14 protein-coding genes are annotated in these 22,415 nt (G+C 42.1%); 7 read left to right on the forward strand and 7 right to left on the reverse strand.

Features of this window, described 5'->3' with window-relative positions:
• Positions 1–921, forward strand: coding sequence for a nucleotidyl transferase AbiEii/AbiGii toxin family protein (locus tag JIG37_RS04640; RefSeq protein WP_199528800.1), 921 nt, complete (start codon positions 1–3; stop codon positions 919–921).
• A 7-nt stretch (positions 922–928) separates the two neighbouring features.
• Here JIG37_RS04640 and JIG37_RS04645 read toward each other — a convergent pair whose 3' ends face one another.
• The gene (locus tag JIG37_RS04645) at positions 929–2,863 is read right to left on the reverse strand and encodes a RecQ family ATP-dependent DNA helicase (RefSeq protein WP_199528801.1); all 1,935 of its coding nucleotides are present in this window, start codon (positions 2,861–2,863) and stop codon (positions 929–931) included.
• A 258-nt stretch (positions 2,864–3,121) separates the two neighbouring features.
• Here JIG37_RS04645 and JIG37_RS04650 point away from each other — a divergent pair, with 258 nt between their 5' ends.
• From JIG37_RS04650 to JIG37_RS04660, 3 genes are all read left to right on the forward strand, one after another.
• A complete protein-coding gene (locus JIG37_RS04650) occupies positions 3,122–4,426 on the forward strand; it encodes an NAD(P)/FAD-dependent oxidoreductase (RefSeq protein ID WP_054563253.1) in 1,305 nt (434 codons plus the stop codon).
• A 120-nt stretch (positions 4,427–4,546) separates the two neighbouring features.
• Positions 4,547–6,676: a hypothetical protein gene (locus JIG37_RS04655; RefSeq protein ID WP_199528802.1), complete on the forward strand. Its 2,130-nt coding sequence runs from the start codon at positions 4,547–4,549 to the stop codon at positions 6,674–6,676.
• 85 nt (positions 6,677–6,761) lie between these two features.
• Positions 6,762–7,334 (forward strand): manganese efflux pump MntP family protein, encoded by a 573-nt coding sequence (locus tag JIG37_RS04660; RefSeq protein ID WP_138619787.1) that lies wholly within the window; start codon positions 6,762–6,764, stop codon positions 7,332–7,334.
• Here JIG37_RS04660 and JIG37_RS04665 read toward each other — a convergent pair.
• A complete protein-coding gene (locus JIG37_RS04665; RefSeq protein WP_244664350.1) occupies positions 7,331–9,778 on the reverse strand; it encodes an EAL domain-containing protein in 2,448 nt (815 codons plus the stop codon). The genes JIG37_RS04660 and JIG37_RS04665 overlap by 4 nt on opposite strands.
• 145 nt (positions 9,779–9,923) lie before the next feature.
• Here JIG37_RS04665 and JIG37_RS04670 point away from each other — a divergent pair, with 145 nt between their 5' ends.
• From JIG37_RS04670 to JIG37_RS04680, 3 genes are all read left to right on the forward strand, one after another.
• Positions 9,924–10,865 (forward strand): diguanylate cyclase, encoded by a 942-nt coding sequence (locus JIG37_RS04670; protein WP_199528803.1) that lies wholly within the window; start codon positions 9,924–9,926, stop codon positions 10,863–10,865.
• Between the two features lie 54 nt (positions 10,866–10,919).
• Positions 10,920–11,321, forward strand: a complete 402-nt coding sequence (locus tag JIG37_RS04675; RefSeq protein ID WP_199528804.1) for an Hpt domain-containing protein — start codon at positions 10,920–10,922, stop codon at positions 11,319–11,321.
• A gap of 129 nt (positions 11,322–11,450) precedes the next feature.
• Entirely contained in the window at positions 11,451–12,956 is a 1,506-nt protein-coding gene (locus JIG37_RS04680) for a DUF2235 domain-containing protein (protein WP_199528805.1), read from the forward strand.
• Between the two features lie 52 nt (positions 12,957–13,008).
• Here the strand turns inward: JIG37_RS04680 and JIG37_RS04685 are convergent, their stop codons facing one another.
• The 5 genes from JIG37_RS04685 to arfA form a co-directional block, all read right to left on the reverse strand.
• Entirely contained in the window at positions 13,009–13,761 is a 753-nt protein-coding gene (locus tag JIG37_RS04685; RefSeq protein ID WP_199528806.1) for a transporter substrate-binding domain-containing protein, read from the reverse strand.
• Positions 13,762–14,215: 454 nt separating this feature from the next.
• The gene (locus tag JIG37_RS04690) at positions 14,216–16,849 is read right to left on the reverse strand and encodes a glycosyl hydrolase family 18 protein (protein ID WP_199528807.1); all 2,634 of its coding nucleotides are present in this window, start codon (positions 16,847–16,849) and stop codon (positions 14,216–14,218) included.
• A gap of 65 nt (positions 16,850–16,914) precedes the next feature.
• The gene (locus tag JIG37_RS04695; protein WP_054553451.1) at positions 16,915–18,522 is read right to left on the reverse strand and encodes a lytic polysaccharide monooxygenase; all 1,608 of its coding nucleotides are present in this window, start codon (positions 18,520–18,522) and stop codon (positions 16,915–16,917) included.
• A gap of 52 nt (positions 18,523–18,574) precedes the next feature.
• Positions 18,575–21,739, reverse strand: a complete 3,165-nt coding sequence (locus JIG37_RS04700) for a glycosyl hydrolase family 18 protein (RefSeq protein WP_199528808.1) — start codon at positions 21,737–21,739, stop codon at positions 18,575–18,577.
• A 463-nt stretch (positions 21,740–22,202) separates the two neighbouring features.
• Entirely contained in the window at positions 22,203–22,394 is a 192-nt protein-coding gene (arfA, locus tag JIG37_RS04705; protein WP_054553449.1) for an alternative ribosome rescue factor ArfA, read from the reverse strand.
• Between the last annotated feature and the right edge of the window lie 21 nt (positions 22,395–22,415).

A 22,415-nucleotide genomic window follows, 5' to 3' on the forward strand; every position in this document is an offset into this window, starting at 1 on the left:
ATGAAAACTGAACAAGAGAACTTTGCGCAACTAGTAAATCTCGCTATGCAAACCACAAATGTTTCTCATATGCGAGCTGTTATAGAAAAAGAGTTATTGCATTACGACATCCTATTTGCTCTCGAAAGAGGTGGATTTCTTGATAAGCTGGTATTTCAAGGAGGTACTTCTTTAAGATTATGTTACGGCGGAAATCGCTTTAGTGAAGATTTAGATTTTGCTGGTGGTAAAGAATTCAATTCATTCATGTTAAAAGATATCAAAGCATGTATTGAAAAGTATATTGGCGAAAGATATGGCCTTGAGGTGACAGTTAAAGAACCGAAAGAGTTAAAAAAAGACCCTAAATACTCAGAATTAAAAATTGATAAGTGGCAAGTTACAGTAGTAACTGCACCACAAAGAAAGGATTTACCCAAACAAAAAATTAAGTTAGAAGTTGCCAATATTCCGGCCTACACAAAACAGCCTTTACCACTGAATGTGAACTATGATTTTCTGCCTGATGGATACAGCGATACACTGATCTTAGCTGAAACACTCGATGAGGTGATGGCTGACAAAATAATTTCATTACCAGCCACAACAAAGTATGTGCGACATCGAGACATTTGGGATCTTGCTTGGTTGCAACAGCAAGGGGCTCAATTAGATATTGAACTAGTTAAAAATAAAGTTGCTGACTATCAACTTGAGCAATATCAGTCCATGCTTTCTCATTTAATTGATAGGTTACCCGAACTTACCACGAGCCCTGAGTTTATCGGTGAAATGAAACGCTTTTTAGATACCGAAGTATTCGATAGAACTCTCGGTAAAGAAAAGTTTCAGTTGTACTTACAAAACACCCTGACAGAGTTATTCAAGACAGTTCTGTCAAAAATGTTTACCGAAGCTACAGAGCCTGATTTTAAAATGTAAGACCCTGCTACAACTGCTGTAGCAGGGCTTTAATGTCACTGTATCGTTGTTGCTCGCAAAGGCCAAAACCTGAAAGCTGTCTGACTTTATTACGAGTAAATAAAGGCACGCTCATGCCCGCTAAAAAGCGGCACTGAGTATCGATGCTGACATCACTAATCCCTTTGGCGGCTAAGTGCTGTTTAAGCTCTGCAACTTTACTGGCAATCACATTTTGCTCAGGCATTTGATGCACTAATGAATAGCTAAGCTTTACTTGCTGTCCTCTACACACTGAACAATGGCCACATTGCTGGGGTGCATGTTGGTCATCAAAATAGCGGGCTAAGTTATAACTTAAGCAGCTATCTAGCTCAAAAAAGCGCACTAAAGTGGCGATACGTTTAATTTCGGCCTGTTCTTTTTCGATAAAATATTGGTGAAGTTGCGGTGCTAAATCTGCGTGGTTTATTACCGAGTTATTCACCTCATACACTTGCGTAATACGTTTAGTTTCAAGGGCTATATGACCTTTCTCGGCCAAATAATCGAGCGCTGCAACCACACGTTTTCTATCAACTTGAGTGGCACGGGTTAACGCATCAAAATTAAGTGTGCCCCAAATTTTCTTAAACTCAGTGTGTTTGAATACCTGTTGTAAAAACGCTTGTCGGTCAGTATCAAACTGGCTAAGTAGCTCGTTTTGATCCGTTAAAAACTTATATTTAAAATCGGCGTAATAAGCATATAAAGGCGTAATAGCCCCTTGCATTTCTAACTGCACCAGTAAGGTTTTTAACGCTAAAGCACGAATATTACTTTCGCTCGATAAGCTGTACTCTTGCATTTCCCACTGGTTGTTCGTTTGTTCGTTGCGAATGTTATTAATGACATAGTCAATCCCACTTTGCTCGGGCGTGTCGGCATAAACAAAGTTCTCAACGGTATTTAAGCCATCAAGGTTTGCTAGGGTAAAACAGTTTGATGGCGCACCATCTCGCCCTGCGCGGCCAATTTCTTGGCTATAGTTCTCAATCGATTTTGGCAAATCATAGTGGATCACAAAACGAATATCAGACTTATCAACACCCATCCCAAAAGCAATGGTTGCTACGACGATATTAATTTTACCCGCCATAAAATCGTCTTGAATTTGCCAGCGTTTATCATCCTCAAGGCCTGCATGATAGGCCACTGCATTAAAGCCCGCTCTTGCCAAGCCTTCGGCCACTTGCTCAGCGGTATGTTGTAAGGTGACATAGACAATCCCTGCCCCTTGTTGGCTGGCTATGATATTTGCTAATTGCTGAGGTTTTTCTTGGCTTGCAACACTGAGCACTGATAAATCGAGGTTGCTTCGGTAAAAGCCAGTTTGCACTACACATTCTGGGGCAATGGCAAAACGCTCACACATATCGCGCTTTACTTTTTTAGTTGCGGTGGCGGTAAGTAGCAATACCAACGGAATATTAAGCTCTTCACGATAGCGCGGCAGTTTTAGATAATCAGGCCTAAAGTTGTGGCCCCATTCAGATATACAGTGTGCTTCATCAACCACCAGCATCGAAATAGGCACTTGTTTAATAAATTCACGAAAGCGCTCATTCTTAAAACGCTCAACTGAGACCATTAAAATTTTCACCTTCCCTGCTCGCACATCACTCATTACCGTATGGCTTTGCTCACTGGTTTGGCTTGAATCAAGGCTTGCCGCGTAAATACCTTTGCTATTTAAAAAGCTGATTTGATCTTTCATCAGTGCCAATAATGGCGATACCACTAAGGTCAAGTTGGGTAAGTGCAATGCGGTTAATTGATAGCACAAAGATTTACCTGAGCCAGTTGGAAAAATTGCCAACGACGATTGCTGATTTAATAGCTGCTCAATGGTTTGTTGCTGACCTTGGCGAAACTCATTAAAGCCAAAGTATTGATTCAACGAAGTGTGTAGTGGTGTAGTCATCCTGATCCCTCACTTTCATTCCCTTTTCAGGTAATGATAGGTCTCTTACTGCGAATTAGCCATGTTAACGTGTTTAACTCAATCTCCCAAGGCCATTGATATAACTAAGCGCACTATATTGTTCTTAACAGGTACTGACAAAACCAGTAAAAAGGCGCACAATGGGCGCGTTGCCATGGGGTATTGATGGATGGACTTGCAATACCTAAGCGCTTTTTCGCAAGAGTGTTTAGGTATTATACTTTTGAGGGCAACGTAATGATTAACCAACCTCCTAAAATCGTGATAGTCGGTGGTGGCGCTGGTGGCTTAGAGCTAGCAACACAATTAGGACACAAACTCGGGAAAAAACGTCAAGCAGAGATACTTTTAATCGATAAAAACCGCAGCCATATTTGGAAGCCGTTACTTCATGAAGTAGCGACGGGGTCGATTGATGCCGATTTAGACGGCGTTGTATACTCAGCTCATGCAGCAAAACATCATTATAATTTTCAACTCGGCAGCTTTTGCCACTTAGATCAAACCAACAAAACCATCACTTTAAGCGAGTTAAAAGACGAGCTTGGCCACCGAATTTTACCCGAGCGCCAAGTCAGTTATGACTACCTTGTACTTGCTATAGGCAGTGTCAGTAACGACTTTAATACCCCTGGCGTTAACAAGCACTGTTTTTACCTTGATTCAAACCAGCAAGCTGAACGCTTTCAGCATGCTCTACTCGATAACTTCACCCGTTTACATCAAGATGACGACCCACAGCATTCTTTAACCATTGCTATAGTGGGAGGTGGTGCAACCGGGGTTGAGCTGTCGGCAGAGCTTTATCATGTGTCAGACATGCTAAAAATGTATGGCCTTAATAAAATGACCGCGAAACGCTTACACATTGATTTAATTGAAGCGGGGCCGCGAATTTTGCCCGCATTACCCGAGCGCATTGCAAACTCAGCTAAGCGTGAACTGGTTAAATTAGGAGTAACAGTCCGCGAAGGCACGCAAGTAAAAGAAGCCACAGAAAACAGCTTTATTACCAAAAACGATGAACATATCAAAGCCGACATTATGGTTTGGGCTGCGGGTGTAAAAGCACCTGATTTCATTAAAGATATTGGTATCTTTGAGCTCACCCGCAATAACCAAATTAAGGTGAACCAATATCTGCAAAGTAGCGTTAACGACGATATTTTTGTGATTGGTGATTGCTGTGCATTTACTCAAGAAGATGGCACACAAGTGCCACCCAGAGCACAATCGGCTCATCAAATGGCGCAATGTGTTGAAAAAAACCTTATAGCTACACTCAAAGACCAGCCTCTGAGTGCCTTTACCTACAGTGATCATGGCTCTTTAGTTAATTTGTCACGCTACAGCACGGTAGGCAGTTTAATGGGCAACCTAACCAGTAATAGCTTTTTTATAGAGGGTAAAATAGCGCGATTTATGTATATTTCGCTCTATCGTATGCATCAACGTGCTATCCATGGCAGTGCAAAAACTTTTGCACTGTGGATCAGCGAAAAAGTACTCCGCGTTGTTAGGCCAAAAATGAAACTGCATTAAGCTACGGCATAAAGCCGGCAAATTAGTTGTTTGTCGGCTATTTATGCACTTCGTCCCTAGGTAATTGACATCACTCTACAAAGTCATACACTTCAAGCAAGATAGCTCCATGGATTGAAGATGAAAAAAGGTATTTCGCTAACCGTTTTTGCAGTGCTTTGTGCCTGTGGGGCCTACCTGATATTAGATAAACCCACACCCATCGAAGCGATAAGCAATGAAGTCTCGACATCTTCTGCTACTGTCGCTGAACAAAAAAAGGCTACGAGCCTCTTTAAACCATCAAATCAGCCTAATAGCAAAGCAACAGAGCTGGCTAAACTCAAGCTAGCCAAACGCCAGTGTAAGCAACAAAGTTTAAAAGCCACTCAAGCTGCAGCTGATCACAGTCAAATAGAAGCAGCGATTAAACAAGCACTAAAAGACGGCGACTCCCTTGAAGATATTTTAAGTTATTCGGAACTTGTGAAAATATCCTACCGTTCATTTAATACCTTAGTTATTAACGCCATCAAACAAAATGCAGAACAGCAATTTCAATATGCCTTATCAGTTGGCATATTAAAAAACTGGCAAGGGCTTGAGGTCATTGATTATTTTGATATAGATACAATCAATCAACTAACGGCAATTGATGGATCCCTTAGTCAAAATACTGGCTCAATGATGTTTAATGTGCCATTACCTGAGCAAGTAAACAAAACAGCATTGTACAAACTATTGGATAACAACGATGATTTTAATACCTATTTAAAAACGTCGTTTAAAATCGGCCCATCAAGGCTCATTTCACCATCTATTTTGTTTCTTGTTAATGCTCATGCGCTTAGTTTAACTGAGTTTGAAAACGCAATATCTAGCAAAGAGTTTACTGTTAACGACATTGCTGTGGCTTTAAAAAGCAACTTACCTAATGATTACCTAGCAGCGCTCATCTCTCAAACAGCACAGCTAAACGGCTCGCCTACAGCAATGAGTGATGACTTTATGGATGAACAACTGTATTTAAACCTTGCTGATGTAGCCGTTAGTGAATTTAACGTACCAATTTTAAAGTTATTAGGTGAGCGAGGTATTGAGCCCACTAATCAGCCAAATGTATTTACAGCGATGGATATTGCCATTGTAAACCTAAAAGGCAGCTCAAATAGCGAAGTGCAGCCACTAGAGAGCAAACACATAGAAACACTAAGTTATCTAAAAAATAAAGGTTATCGAGCTCACGGCGAGCTTGTACGCGACACACCGAAAGATAGATTACTGATGCTTAAATCTTCATTTTTACCGAGTAGCCTTTTATTTGTTGGTGACCAAGTTGCTAATGATGCTTTTTCTCAGTTTATAGATTTAAAGCTAATCCCAAATAACCTAGCATTTAAACGTAAAGAAAAAGATAACTCTGTAATATCAAAAGCACTCAGTGCCTATGAGAGACAAAAACAGCAAGCGAAAAAAATACCTCCTGAGTGTGAAACGATAGATCAGCGGATCAATTCACTAGAAGCGATAAAAACACGCTCTCAAGCACTCAAAGAATTAGAAACACTCGAAGCGCAACAAGGCTTACTTACCCTGGACACCCTTCAAGAAATCGACCCTGTACAAGTTCATAATTGGCAATTCTTGCATTCAAATGAGTATAAATATCAAACCTCAACGCAGTATCAAACCTATAAAGAAGCAATTGTCGAAAAAGACTTTAATACTGTTGCAACGATTACCCAAACAGCAAAGCTCAGTACCCACCAGACAAATATGTTGCTTGCAGCAACAATAGAAAACGCTCAACAATTGACGTCTATTTGGCAAAACAGAGTCGCTCCAACTGCACCTGAAAATCTTTATCTATTTACTAAGTTACCATTAGCACAATGGCAAACATTAGCTGATAACGGCTTTGATTTTTCATTAAAAGACATGCAAAACAACGACATGTACTTTTATGCAAGCATGCATTCAAAAGAAGCCGTTAAGTTTTTAATGAGCCTTGCAGTTGCGCATGACTTTTCTAAACCTGGGCTTGATATTCTCGACCAAGCACTGGAGCAAAGCTATAACACACAAACCCTCGCTGACTATATGCCAAGCGCATTAAAACTTGTTGACCAATATGAGCCTAACCACTTTCGTCGTGCCGAGCGTCTAAAAATTTTTGTTCCTGATGTTTATGAAGAGCTTATTAAACTTGAGCCAAAACTTGCACCCAAAGATGGCACTGTAATGAATAACTATCTGTACAGCGCTTATTAAGCCCCTTACTAATTTGAGCTGTAAATTAACCTATCTGTTTACGGCTTAGCCGCGTATAATGCCCACTTTTTGTGGGGCGCAAAAATTGAATATTATTACGCTAAGCGTTTTGTCGCTTGCAATGTCGACTGATGCTTTTGCAGCTTCAATCACCAAAGGCAGTACACTTAAAAACCCTCGTGTTCTGAGTGCAATCAAGCTTGGTTTATTGTTTGGCTGTATCGAAGCTATCGCACCGATTGTTGGCTGGCTGATTGGCAGTGCCGGTGCAGATTACGTTGAAGCCTTTGATCACTGGATTGCTTTTGTGTTGTTAGTGGGTTTAGGCATTCATATGTTGCTTGAGAGTCGTAAAGAAGATGACGACGATGAAGAGGAACTTGCACCGAATACCAAGCGCTCTTTCATTGCCACACTACTAACTGCCGTTGGCACCAGTATAGATGCGATGACAGTAGGTATCAGCCTTGCTTTCATGAAAGTGAATATTTACCTAGCTGCCGCCATGATAGGCCTAGCAACCACAATTATGGTTACCATCGGCGCGCTACTTGGTAACGTAATGAGTGGCTGGGTAGGCAAAAAAGCCGAAGCAATTGGCGGTGTTGCACTTATTTTTATCGGCTGTGGCATCCTATACAGCCATACCGTGACTTAAACTAATAGCTTATCAAACTCTTCTTTGGGCATGGGCTTATAAAAATAGTACCCCTGCCCAAGTTCACAGCCTAAATCGATCAACTTATTTAGGTGCTGTTTTTCTTCTACTCCCTCGGCAACAATTAATAGACTTAATGAATGAGCTAAGCTTGTTATTGTCTTGACTATATCCATACTCTGCGAATCAACCATCATGTCTCTAACAAATGATTGATCTACTTTTAAAACATCGACCGGAAAAAGCTTTAAATATGAAAGACTGGAATAACCCGTTCCAAAATCATCAATCGCAATAGTCAGGCCAAGCACCGCTAAATCATTCAGCATTCTCTTAGTTACTTCAAAATCTTCCATTAACGCACTTTCTGTAACTTCTAATTCGAGCAATTCACTCGGTAAGCCCGACATTTGGAGAGTTTGCGCCACAAAGTTGCAAAAGTTTTTATCCGTAAACTGCTTTGCTGAAATATTGACAGCAACCTTGATACGAAAGCCTTTATCTAACCACTCCTTTGCTGCGTAACAACTTTGCTTTAAAACTGACTCACCAAGAGCGTTAATAAGTCCAGTCTCTTCAGCTAAAGGAATAAATTCAACTGGCAATATAATTTGATTATTAGTATCTCGTAACCGAACAAGTGCTTCAACACCGACTATTTTTTGTGAACCCAGTGCGACCTTGGGTTGATAATAAACTTCTATCTTGTCGTTTTCTATCGAAGTACGAATCAGTTTTTCAACATTTTGGCGCTGTTTAAACTGATGCTCTAAATCATCTGAGTAATAACAAAAGCGATTACGTCCTTGCTCTTTCGCTTTATACATAGCGGCATCAGCATGAGTCATCATATCTTCTGCTGTCACTGATTCTCTAGGATAAATGCTAATACCTACACTCACTGACAAAATATAAGGTTGTTCATCAATTTTGAATGGTTCACTCATTGTATTAATGATGTCAGTAGCAATCACATCAATAATTGATGTTAGCTTTATTTCAGGGATTAATATCGCAAATTCATCACCGCCGATCCGCGCTAATGTGTAGTTTAAATCAATTAAAGATTCTAATCGCTTCGCAACAAGTTTAATTATTAAATCACCTTGTTGATGACCAAGTGTGTCATTCAAGTATTTAAAATGATCAATATCAATTAAAATTAAAGCAACTTGTTGCTCCTTGCTCTTGGCTACTTTGCAAGCATGGGAGACTCTATCATAAAGCAAGACTCGATTAGGCAAGTCGGTTAGTAAGTCATGATTAGCAAGGTGACTCATTTTAACTGCCATTGCCACTGACTCACTAACATCGTGAAAAACGATGATCCCACCACTGACACGACCATCATCATCACGAATTGGCGCAGCAGAATCTTCGACTCGATAAACACGGTTATCTAATGCTGTTAATTGGGTATTTAACGACATAGCAACAATACGATTTTCTCGCAAAGCAAGTAGGATAGGATTAACTAGGTTTTGTCCTGAATACGCATCAGTCAACTTCATCACGTCATCGATATGTTTTGCCTGAGCCTGCTGTGCTGAATAACCCGTTAGCTTTTCAGCAATGGGATTCATAAACGTAATATGGGCTTCATTATCTGTTGCGATAACCGCATCACCAATCGAGTTGAGCATTACTCGCAATCGCTCAGACTCAGCAGCTAATAACTTTTTAGTGCGCTTAATTGATGTAATATCCGTAAGCGTCAATATAACGCCTACCGCTTGTCCTTCATGAAATTGTAAATTAATTTGTGCCCTAACATGCTCAATATTATCGCTCGGATCGACAAACGGTACATTTAACACTTCCTGCGGCTTTTGCTCTTCTAAACAGTTATGCAAAGCAAGGTATAGATCATCAGGAAGAATATCTTTAGCTCTGTGGCCAATCATCTCATTGCCACTTACGGCAAACCACTGACAAGTCATGTCATTATTAAAAAGGTTTAGCTCTTGCACTGACCAATAAGAAATAAATACCGGAACTTGAGCTATTAGTGCCGCAACGTCATCTTTTGCAGTACTTATTTGCGCTTCCTGTTGCTTCATTTTTAGATGATTTACTATTCTCAACCGACATAGATTTAAGTCGACAGGCTTATGAATTAAATCAACCCCACCATTCTCAAAACTCTGATACTCAAATATTTGTTCATTATGCGAGGTGACAAAAATAACGATTGATAGGGCTGTTAGTGGGTTTTGTTTAATTGCTTTGCATACTTCGAAGCCATTCATATTTGGCATTTCAATATCAAGTAAAATAATATCGGGCCTGAATGAAAATGCTACGCCTAAGGCTTCAACTCCTGACGCACATCCAATAACTTCACCTAAATCACCAAGAGCCTCAGTCATCACCAATAGACTTGTAGGTTCATCATCAACAACGAGTATTTTACTCTGCCGATTATTTAGATGAGAAAAAAGCAAGACTATGACCTCAATTAATGTAACTAAAAAAACTCTAGTCCTATCTCATCAGTAGCGCCAATAAAAAATATAATTTTCCATTCTTTAGTTGTAGAAATTCTAAAAATTCAGTCTATGCTTAATCAACACTCAGGGAGAAGATAATTTGCAATCTAATGAAGTAAATAACAACAAACTGATTGATGATTCCATCATTTTGATAGTCGATGACGAGCCAATCAATGCGACTGTCATTGAAGGCCTACTAGCATCACATTTTAAAACCCACACGATTAATTGTGGTGAAGAAGTGATGTCTGTTTGTGACTCTATTAAACCCGATCTAATATTGTTAGATGTCATGTTAGGGTCTATGAGTGGTCTTGATGTGTGTAAAGAGCTAAAAGCTCACCCTTCTTATAAAGATATTCCGGTTATATTCATCACTGCAATTATGGATCAAGAAGAACAAAACCAATGCTGGCAAGCAGGCGCTGTGGATTTTGTAGCTAAGCCAGTCTATGGTGTAACCCTTCTAAACAGAGTGACTGCACACCTAACATTAAAGAAACAAGCAGATCTTTTAAAACAACAGACACAGCAAGACAGCCTAACGGGATTAAAAAACCGCCGTTCTTTAAATACGACTCTGACGCAAAACCTATTACTTGCGAAACGTCATAGTCAGGCACTATCTGTGCTGATGATCGATATAGACTGGTTTAAACAATACAACGATCAGCTTGGACATCAACAAGGCGACAACTGCTTAATAAAAGTAGCTACAGAAATCAAAAATAGTATTAACCGACCAACAGACACAACTATTCGCTACGGTGGTGAAGAATTCCTCTGTATTTTACCTGATACCGATATTCAAGGAGCACAGTTTATTGCTCATAAGCTATTGGCCAACATTAAAAATCTAGCTATTAAACACCCAACTACAGAGTCAGGAATAGTCTCTATAAGCGTGGGAAGCGCAACACTGTCAGATGATAAAAATTTTACTCCAGAAAATTTAATCAACAGTGCAGATACAGCGCTATATCAGGCTAAACAACAAGGAAGAAATCGCTGCGTTTGTATTATCGCAACCAGTGAATAATTTAAATTTTTGTAGATTTTTTCAAAATGACATAACTATAAAGGCAAATAAAAAATGAACAGTGAGATGTCAGGGAAGCAGCAAAAAACAGACTCGAAAAGCGAAAGTTTAGAATTGAACCATTGGAATAAAAAAGCTGCACTTTACCGACTCATGAACAATGAGGTCTTGCTCATTAGAGTAAGCAAAATGTTTTTAGATAGTTCTCATGTCAAATTAGCGTCACTATCTCAGTCCATACAGAACAGAGACTTTAAAACAACTACATCAGCCAGTTATTCACTTAAAGGAGCCTGCGGCGATTTAGGTGCTACAAGATTAGATCAACACCTAAGCGAATTAATTGTATTAATCGCCAATGAGCGTCACCCTTTTGAGGAGATACAATCGAAATTATTTGAAATAAAAAAAGACTACCAAGTATTACTGACAATCTTACAAAAATACACCTCTTGATAAACCACTTAGTTTTAATTTAGCAACCACGTTAGCGTAGCATCAAAAATGCTTGTCTAGGTGAATCTTTGTCTTCAAATTTTCATAAAGTGGGAGTATGTTTATACAAACCACTAAAGGAATGACGCTATGACCGCTAAAACGCTGATTTTCAACTTTGATGGCACAGGCAGTGAGCCTCGTGATGCTGAACAATTCAGCGCCGCACATTTCAAAGAAGACGCCAGTATTTCTAATATTCTTAAACTTCATTTATTGTTTGGCGGCGCACTCAATAGCGAACCCGCAACACCATTTCCAACTCAACTTAGCTTTTATTATCAAGGTATAGGCACCCAAGGTAGTCGCTTTCGACGTTTATTCAATCAAGCCCTTGCGCCAAGAGGTGATGATGTTGCCAGCATTTTAAACCGGGCTATGGGCGACTTTAAAAGCTATTACAATGTAGGCGACAAGGTACTTCTAACTGGTTTTAGCCGCGGTGCTGCTCTTGCTAGGCGCTTTGCCAAATGTTTAGAGCCACTTATCAGTGATGATGTGTACTTATGTGTATTCGATACCGTTGCATCAATAGGCTTTTCGAAAGTAACAAAAGCAACCCGCGGTGCTGAGCATGTCATTTTTGAAAACTACACACTAGCAAGCAATATAAAAGCTGCCCTTCATTGCGTGGCACTTGATGAAAAACGCCGTGCATTTGAACCCACACTTATAAACAGTGCACCGCATGTGCAAGAGATCTGGTTTGTAGGCGCCCATTCTGATGTGGGTGGCGGCTATTATCGTGATGGCTTAGCAGACATTTGTCTGCGCTATGCGATTGAGTGGCTGATTGAACAAACCGTTGCATTAAACTTACTTACCAGCGCGGATATCAATTACAACACTCTGCTCCCAGAAGAGCATCGTAACCTCATTGCACAAGATGATGTAACCGTTACCCCAGATCCACTGGCTCTTAGTCATCAGCAAAACTATTTTTGGTTTAACCCGTTGTTCAAACTGGTAGATCGCGAATGCTGTGTATTGGTTGATAACGAACAAAGCACGCTCGCACCAACCATTCATTACACAGTAGCAGAGCGCATTAATCGCCTAACGAGCTATCGTCCGGAGTCGTTAAAAAGCCTTCATTACGATGTACTTTATAGCGATGAAACCCGCTTGAAATTTAAAGGCTTAAGCCCACATATTGCGCTTGATAAACAAAATATGACGGTGCTGAGCATAGACGAAAGTAAAGATGTGTTTGTGTATGGCGCTGAAAAGTACAATCACACAGGCTTAATGTTAGAGCAAGGTGGCACGTACCGATTTACGCCTTACCCAGAGCAAACTTGGTATGACGACGGCATTAGTTGCGGCCCTGCAGGTTGGCACCGCGACAATATCCAACTTGGGGTGAAAGAAATCCCAATGGCCGTGCTTGAACCGTTTAGACGTTTACCCCACGCACAATGGTTTGCGCTAATTGGTGCTATCGATAACAACGACGATCATTTATTTGAAATTGCTGAGGGTGCTGATATTCGTATTGCTAAATCAGGTGAGTTTTGTCCTTTTGCCAACGACCTAAACCGCTTTTATGGGGCGAATGCGGGGCGCATTAAATTGCGCGTGACTCGTTTAGGGTAATTAAGTGTTTAGGATAATTAAGTGTTTAGGATAATTTAGTGATTAGGCTAGCTTAGTGCTTAACATAGCGAGCGATAATCTCGGTTATCGCTTGCTGGTTGTTAATAATTGCTGAGTTAATAGCTGCTCTGTCTTCTGCTAAAAGGGTTGTTTCACTCAGCATAAAATGGACGCTGTCATTATTGACAATATACGGATGCAACTCGATCCCCTGCTGGTTATTTTTTTGAATTAAATATAAACCGGCTAATTCATCATCAACAAAAAAATCGACCCGCTTAGCAACCAACATAGCTAGCCGCTGGCGCAAAGAGGGTACAGTAACGAGTAGCTCTTTATACTTTGGTTCTTCTTTTAAATGAGTAAAGTCAGATCCAAAGTAGCTCCCGCTGTTAGTTAAAATAACTTGCTGATGTTCAAGCAAACCTTGCAAGTCTAAAGACTCTAACCGGCCATGAGGATACCAAAACAAGCGCATTACTTCATTACGGTAAGGCTCTGAAAAGGAACTAAAAGAGTCACGCTCTGTGCTATAACTTGCGGCAGGTAGTAAATCGACTTTACCGTGTTTAAGCTCTGTAAACCCGCGTTTAGATGAAGGCATGACGACGTATGTTGCACAAAACCCTGCCTCATTTAGTACTAAGTTGACCACATCGATATCAATGCCGGTGAGTTCACCGTTTTGCGTAAAGACATAAGGCGCCCACTGCTGACTAATTCCCACTTTTAAGGTTTTATCGCAGCTAAATACCGAGTTACTAAATACAAAAACGGTAAGTAAAAACAACGCACTTAACCTCATTTATCCACCTTAGCTTAAATACTTACAGATCATATTATTCAAGTATGGTTGATAATGCCTGAAAGATCAGTGTATGAAATGAGAAACAGAAAGTTAGTAAGTTTTAAGGGGAAAGTTCCGAAATGCGAGGTGGCAGCCCGTAGGACTGGCTTTAGCCGGGAAATGTCTTAAGTTAGCGAGTTTCAAGGGGAAAGAGTAAAGTTAAAAGATTCGAGGTGCGAGATACGAGTCTGTAGCAGAGTTTTTACATCACGCCCCAGCGCCTATGTTTTCCCCCGTAGGCGTGAAACTTGTTTCGCGCGTCTGAAGATAAGAAATTTGAAAAGGTTTACATGGATTATGTTGGGTTTCACTCCGTTCTACCCAACCTACTTCCCCCACAAAAAAGCAGCCATGCGGCTGCTTTAAAGGGAAATCACATTTTAATGATGGGCATTAAATGTGGTTATTACACTTAAAGTGCTTTCCATACATCCGCGACGCCTGGCTCGTCTCCTTGAGTCCACCATTTCGCTTCGTATTTATTACCTTGGTGAGTGACTTGGTCACCACCGTTGTAGATACCCGCAGCTTGCCACACAACATCACCATTACCGTCGGTTGGTTGTGAGCTAGCTTCCCATGGGCCACCTAAATCAGGGCGGTCACCTTGTGTCCACCATTTAGCTGTGTACTCAACGCCGTTATAAATCACCGTATCACCACCAACATAAGTCGCTGCTGCATCCCATGTGGTTTCACCATCTGGCGGAGTTGTTGTACCAGAATCTGTCACGGTGACATTAAAGCTCACTGCTGTAGCAGTTTGACCATCGCTTACTGAAACCGACACAACATAACTTGTATCTGCATCAACGCTGCCCGCTTGTAAGCTCACATCAGCACCTGAGCCCACTAACGTTAAGCCTGCTGGCACACTCCAGTTGTATGAAAGTGCATCGCCATCAGCATCAGATGCCGAAACCGCCACAGCCACACTCGCGTCTTCTGCCACTGTTTTATCAGTAATTGCTGCAACCACTGGTGCTTGGTTCTCGCCTGTCGTTGGTGCAACTACATTCACTGTAACGTTACGGCTTACACTTGCCTCGCCATCGCTCACACTCACAGCAACCGTGTATTGCGTATCAGCAGTCACTGATGGCGCTGTGATAACAAGAGTATTTGAATTTTCACCGCTTACTGTTAACGCACTGTCAGCTGTCCAGCTAAAGCTTAGCGGATCGTTATCCGCATCTGTTGCTGATGCAGTCACAGATACACTTTCGCCAGAGTTAACAGATACTGCGCTTGATACAGATAGAACCGGCGCTCTATTGCTAGGCTCAGTTACTGTGCCACCAAGCGCTTCGTGCATAGCGTTAAGAATATCGCCATTATCAGCGTCAATTTCCCATGCAAACAGACCACCTAGATTATATTGATTAACATAAGCACCTTTTGCCAAAACAGAACGACGGTTATCGTATGTAATTAATTTACCGTTACTGCGGTTCCATACATAAGCGGCTTCGGCTTGTTCGTCATAACCTGTTTCAAACCCATTGATGCCATTTTCTGCAGCGCCCAGCATGTAAGTTTTGATGCCTTTATAATCGATAACACCGTCTTCCCATACGCCTTGCGCTGTAGTGCCTTTAAGTTTGCCGTTGCCCGGTGCTGTCATAGGGTTATCAGCGATAGTCGCGTTTTCTGGATAAACACCTTCCCAGCCACGGCCATACATAGCAGCACCTACCACGATTTTCTTCGATGGTACGTTTTGCGCAAGTAGATTTTGCACTGCATTATCAGTTGTATAAGCAGGGCCTTTATATGGAACGCCTTCTTCATCAACACCCGTGCCATCACACTGACCAACACGGAAATGCGATGAACAATAAAGCGCAGCCTGATGGCCAGTTACATTGCTCCATGCACCATAGTAGTCGTAGCTCATTAAGAAAATGTAATCCATATATTGCTGAGCTTGTGAGTAGTCGACATCTTCAATTTTGTCGTAACCTGCACCAATCGCTGATGTTAACTCATACTCACGACCTGTCTCTGCTTCAAGCTTATCAAGCATCGCGCGCAGCTCTTGCATTAACGCAACGTATGCAGGGCCGTCAGCAACTGGGTCGCCTAAGTTTGGATTAGCCCCCTGACCACCCGGGTATTCCCAGTCAATATCAACACCGTCGTAGAATTTCCACGTTCTTAAAAACTCTTCCATTGATGCCACAAACGTGTCGCGGTTTGCTTTATCGGTAAAGTAAGCAAATGGGTCTGATAAAGTCCAACCACCCACTGATGGTAAGATTTTCAGATCAGGGTAACGCTGCTTTAACGCCATTAATTGCGAATACGTACCACGAATTGGATCATTACTATCAACACCTGGTAGCGCTTTTTGAATCGCAGCCCATGGGTCGTGGATCACCACTTCAAAATCTTGCGAGCCTGCACAGGCAGTATTTAGTGCGTTTTTAGGGCCCCCTGTTAACGAGTCATTAGGTCCACAAATTGGAATAAACCCATACAAGATATGACTGAGATTTTGCGCTGGTATATTGGTTACGTCGAAATCGCGACCATAAATACCCCATTCAACAAAGTAGGCACCGGTTACAAGACCATCTTTGGTACCAATATCTTGGTTGTTTGGATCATAATCCATCGGCAATGGCGCTAAGTGTCCGCCATCTGTATCGGCAATAACAATTGGCTTACCTTCACTGCGAGCACAGGTGGTACCGCCTTCACATAGTTCTACATATAAAGTGTGACGACCTGCTTTATCATACGGAAAGCTAATAACACCACTTTTAGTGCCTGCTGCCAGCGAGCCTTCATTAACCAACATATCATCGAAGTACACTTTATAGCTGTCGCCGCCATCCCCACTCCATGCGTTCCATTCAATGCTGATAGTGACTTCATCAACGCGGTTCACTAAGCTCTTGTATGAGCCTGTACCTTCAAGATCAACCTCAACAAATGAGTACTCTTGTGGCTCCCAAATAATGGTTGGTGTTGAAGGTGCTGCATTCGCTGCACTTGCAAAGAGTGCAACACCAATGGCTGCGCTTAATTGTTTTATATTCATGATTCTCTCTTATCTGTTTTTATATAGCGTTACGCTGTTATTGATAAAGTTTGAACTACAAAACTTTAGATTTCTGTCCATACTTGGCTGGCACCCGGAACATCTCCTTGGGTCCACCACTGCGCTCGATAGCGCTGTCCTTGATAGGTTACTTCGTCGCCGCCTTGATAGGCTTTGCCGCTGTTCCACTCGATTGATGCACTGCCTGATTCAAGCTGCCATGCATCACTACTGTCTGGTTGTGCGCCTTGGTTCCACCATTTCGCACTGTAAACTCCGCCGTTAAAACTCACTTTATCGCCCGTGTTGTATTGGCTTGTGCTATTCCAAGCAGGCACGCTCGGATCAACTGGATCAGGGTCGACCACAGTGCTATTGAGCACAGTCACGGTAAAACTTACTTGGCTTGTGAGCTCGCCATCTGACACCGATACTCTTACGGTGTAGCTTGTATCAGCATCTACAGAGGGGGCATTTAGCGTGATGTTGGCATCGCTACCCGTAAAGCTCAGTGGTGCAGGTACATCCCAGCTATAAGTTAATGTGCTTTGTTGATCATCAAAGGCGTGTAGGTGTATCGCGGTGCTGCTTTCTTCTTCGACTTGGAGGTCATCTGGTTGATGAATAATTGGCGCGGTATTGTCAGGAGCCGCTTGTACGCTTAGTGCAAAGCTGTAATTTGCATTCGTTGTAAAGACCTGATTAGTCATTAAATCAGACGCATCAAAGGCAATATCTCCAGCGCTATTTTGCACGCCAATATTAACTAAGTGCGCGTAATTAAGGTTTAACAGTGCTGCAAATTCAGCCTGCCAATTAGCTTGGTTATCAGCTGTGATCTGCATTTGTTGAGTGAGTAACTCTTGGCCATTTTCATCAAATAACCTCGCTGACACTCTACCGCCAACCTCAGCGTCTTGTCCTTGACGAACAAAGTAGCTAATTGCTGCCCAATCGGTTGGCTCTGTCGGGGTCGCATCGCTGACAATATTAATATCGCTACAGTTGTAGAAGCCTTCGCCACCGGCATCATCTCGTTGCCAACGCGTGTATAAAATGGCATCGCCACTGCGCCCTTGTGGAATAGATACGCTCATTTCATAGTAACGGCCGTTGTTAGCATCAATGCTAAAATCAAGATTACCGTACTCTTCAACAAGCTCTAGGTCGTCCCAAGTAAGCACTTGAGTCGCACTATCAAAGCCCGGTTTTGTTAAATAAAACTGCCAGAAACTCGGGTTATGCGGCGTACTTGCTAAAAAACGCACTAAAATATCGCCATTCGCATTAGGAATAACCTCACTGCGTTGCCAATGCGCTGAAGGTAAATCCATACCGCGTTTTTCAGGGTCGCCTGCGGCACATAATCGGCCATCAGGCACGCTTTGCTTTACTGCATCAAGGCTTGTGTAATCAATGGTATTAGCTGAAAATTCAATGTCTTGAACAAACTGTACATGCCCTGCTTCAACAAACGCTGCACGACAAGCTAGGTTAGGAATACCACTGCCATCAGCAGGCCACCAGTACCCACCATCAGCATTACATATCGCTTGACGAGCCTTCGGGCTTTCTAAAAATCCGTGGGCATTCACATGGCTTGATGCACAGGCAAGCAGCATGCTGGTTGCCACTGCCGATAAAGACAATGCCTTTGATTTCATTACTTTCATTGTTGTTCTCGCTGTAGAAATGCGGAGCAAAATGCTTGCTCCGCTTAGTTGGTTAAAGCGTGCAACTCACCGTCCAGTCAGCAGATGTGCCTGGCTCTGTGCTCGTCCACCACTTTGCTTCGTAAATCACGTTGTTGTGATTCATTAGGTCGCCGCCAACAGCATGGCTTGGGTTACCAGCCCAGTCAGTTTGCGGCCAATTTGGATACACTGGGATGCTTGCTACATCAACACCATTACAGCTTCCCTCGCCACCCGTATCACCACCGGTGTCACCGCCAGTATCACCACTGCCAGCTGTGCCATCTGGTAGCATTGGGTATTCGTATTTGAAGGCATAGATTTTGCCATTTTTCTCAATGGTGAAGTTAGTTGGCCCCGTAATTGGCATGTAGTACATAACTTGTGCCTCAACGGTTTCACCTGTGTTAAATGACTTTTCGATACCGCCCCACTCATTCACTAAGGTGATTGAAAAACGATGGAACTCATTTTCAAAACCGCCGATATTATCGCCAGCCGCATTAGAGCCATTCGCTTCAACAGCCATGCCGAGCTTTTCTTGTGCATTCCAATTTGATTTGAAAATTGCCGAGGTAGAAACGGGCACATCAAAGCTGATTTTTGCGCCGCTTAAGTCGATACCTGAGTTATTGGTGAATGCGAATGTAGGTGCGATTGGGTAGTTATCATCACCAATTGGAAAGTCTTTCACTGTAAAGCTTACGTCAACCGCTTCGCTTGGCAGGGTGAAATCGACATTACCTTGATGAGTGTTGTAAGCCACACCACTTTGGTTAAATTTATCGTAAGCAAGTGTGGTTAAGCTTGAGCCCATGAAGTACTCACCTTTCGCTGAGTCATAATCATAGTCACCGGCAAGCTCCCAGAACATGATGCCGCCAAGACCATTGTTGATAACATAATCAACTTTAGTTGCCATTGATTGCTCATCTTCAATTGATAAGAATACCTTTTTCTCTGCATTCCAAAGCCATGGAGCAACCGCTACATCATCGTAAAAACGTGTATAAGTACCCGTTAATACATCATCTGCATCGGTTTCTGGCGTTAGACCATAGATTTCAAGGTAAGAAGGGTTAATGCCATTTTCAAGATTTTTCGCATGCCATAGTGGGTTAGAACCTGCTGGCATTTCTTCACCAACATCGTTCTTATCGTGCCATAGGTTATCAATGCCGAGAGCGCCATTACCGCATTGATTTTTCTCACCAACGCCAGTCCCTTTCGCACATTTTGATTGATCTGGCAGCGCTGCTTGGCCCCATAAACCATTAGTACCACCGGATACATCTTTAAAGCCACGGGTGTAATATGGAATACCAATATTGATTCGACCTGCAGAGACCGCACCGCGGAAGTAACGCACAGCCCAATCCGTATTTAAGTAGCCAATTCCTTCAAACTCAGCGGTGGTATAAACGCCCCATTGCGCTAACTCAGAATCAAGACCGGTATCAAACAAGGCTGCGTTATGGCCTACATGTGAATTCCATGCACCATGTAAGTCATAAGACATAATGTTAACGTAGTCGAGATACTTCACGCTTTGGAATGTTTCCATACCACGTAATAAGTAACCTGAAGAGGGCGAAGCAATCGTTAACAAGTAATGCTTTCCAGCCTTTTCACCTGCAATATCAAGTTCTTCACGTAGTTTTTGCATCAATACACGATACGAGGCGTTAAGACCTGCGCGACGAGCATTAGAAATAGGAAAATCATCAGGGTGGCCTGAGTCATTCATTGACGATGGGTATTCGTAATCAATATCGACACCATCAAAACCGTAGGTTTCAATAAACTCAACGGCACTTTTCGCAAAGGCATCAATCCCCGCTTGGTTCACTGAGCCATCGGCATTGGTTGTCATCGTGTAGAAACCACCGCTGTTTACGCGAGTACCGTCTTCACCAAAATAACCACCTGTTTCAGCCCAGCCACCTACAGAGATTAAGGTTTTTACATCTGGGTGTTGTTTTTTGAATTTATTGAGTAAGTTAAAGTGACCTGTGTAACTAAAGCTTGGATCCATTTCAGCGCCTGTAACGCCCGGCCAAGTCATGTTTGTCGCTGGGTTGCCAGCTGCATTTGGATCACCAATCGAGACCTTGTTATTACCATCAACATGCGCAAAGGCATAGTTAATATGGGTGATCTTGTCCCAAGGAATATCGTTAACTAAGTAGCTTGGCTGACCATTGGCACCATTTCGCCAACTCGTAAAATAACCAATAACGCGGCGTGGATGATCTGGGCCCATTTTCTCGCGGCCATTTGCATCATACACGCTACAGTATGGGGTATTGACACCCGGCGTTTGGTATAAACCTTGCGGTTTACAATCTGTGCCTGGCTCTGTTGCTTCAACAACATTCACAACTTTGCTTTGTGTATCCGTCGCGCCTTCGTTATCGGTCACCGTTAAGGTAAATGAAAATTGCCCAAGTGCTGGAGCCTGCCACGTGTAACTTGAAGAAGCAGCACTTGCTTGATGAACTTCAGTGCTGTTTTCAGTTAACGATAACGCGGTCACTTGACCATCGCTATCAGTGCCAGAAAGCGCAAACACCACACTGTCACCCACCGTTACTTGTGACGGCAGTGAGCTAAATTCAATGCTTGCCACTGGTGCTTGGTTGACCGGCTCAACGTCATCAGACACATTCACTGAATGTGCAACCGCTGTAGAGGTTAACCCTAAATCATCCGTTGCGACCGCGCTGATAACATGGCTGCCTTGGGTTGCTTGCCAGCTCGCTGAATAAGGTGCGCTTGTCACAACACTCAGCGAAGTACCATCAACAAAAAACTCTACACTTGCCACACTACCATCAGGATCAGCAGCGATCGCACTTATGACAACGCTGTCACTTGTGGTAAATAAAGAACCCTCTGCGGGTGTTAAGCTGCTAATTTGAGGTGCTTGATTTTCATTGACAACGCTGTCACAAACAGCCAATAAACGCCACTCTTGATCGACACCAGAAGTCTCCACAGGGTTGGTTTGCGTCCACCATTTGGCTTCATAAGCGCTACCTTGTGCTTGAACCTGATCACCACCAACATGTGTTTGCCCTTGTTGCCACACTTCTAAGTTGCTGCAATCAATCGCAGCCTGTGCTGTAAAGCCGTATAAACCTAGTGACAGCGCACTCAGTTTAAAGGCATTTTTTATTAATTTATGCGAGCTCATTCGCTCCCTCCGCCCAAAGTTTCAATAACATTTATTTTACAAATCCAACTTTAAAGTAACACAAAGCACTGTTACGTCAAGCTTGCATTTACCCACAAAAGGTAAAATAAACACACTTTTTGATGCAAAATTTAAACATAGACACTAAAAAAGAATTAATTATTTTTATTGAAAAGCAAAAACGAGGATGATTCTACAGAGTAAAAATGAACATGAAATTAACAATATTTTAACCACAAAAGTACGGTTTATCTGGTTTGCGCACAAAATAGTCAGAGGTTATGTGAGGTAAAACAAAAATAATTACCGTATCGATTCTGGGTATATAACGAATAAATTAGTTTTTAGGTAAAAATTTCTATTAAAATTGGGTGAAATTTATTCTTAACACGAATTTTAGTCATAAAAAAAGCAAACACTCAGTGTTTGCTTTTCACAAAAATCCTATTTGATCACAACTTAATTAAGCAGCGATTAAATAGGACTCTCGTCCTGCATGTTTAGCCTTACGTTGATATGCACCTTTACCTTTTTTAGGTTTCTCTACTTTTGCTGTGAACAGCTTAGATGTCACCATTGCGGCGTACACATTGTCGTTGATTACACCACGACCAGTATCAACTTGGCCTTGTGCGCGTTGTTTCTTTTTGCTCATTTTTTACTCCTATTAAACGTG

This window comes from Pseudoalteromonas sp. bablab_jr010 (assembly GCF_016464105.1).
In the GTDB taxonomy this organism is placed as follows: Bacteria; Pseudomonadota; Gammaproteobacteria; order Enterobacterales; family Alteromonadaceae; genus Pseudoalteromonas; species Pseudoalteromonas simplex.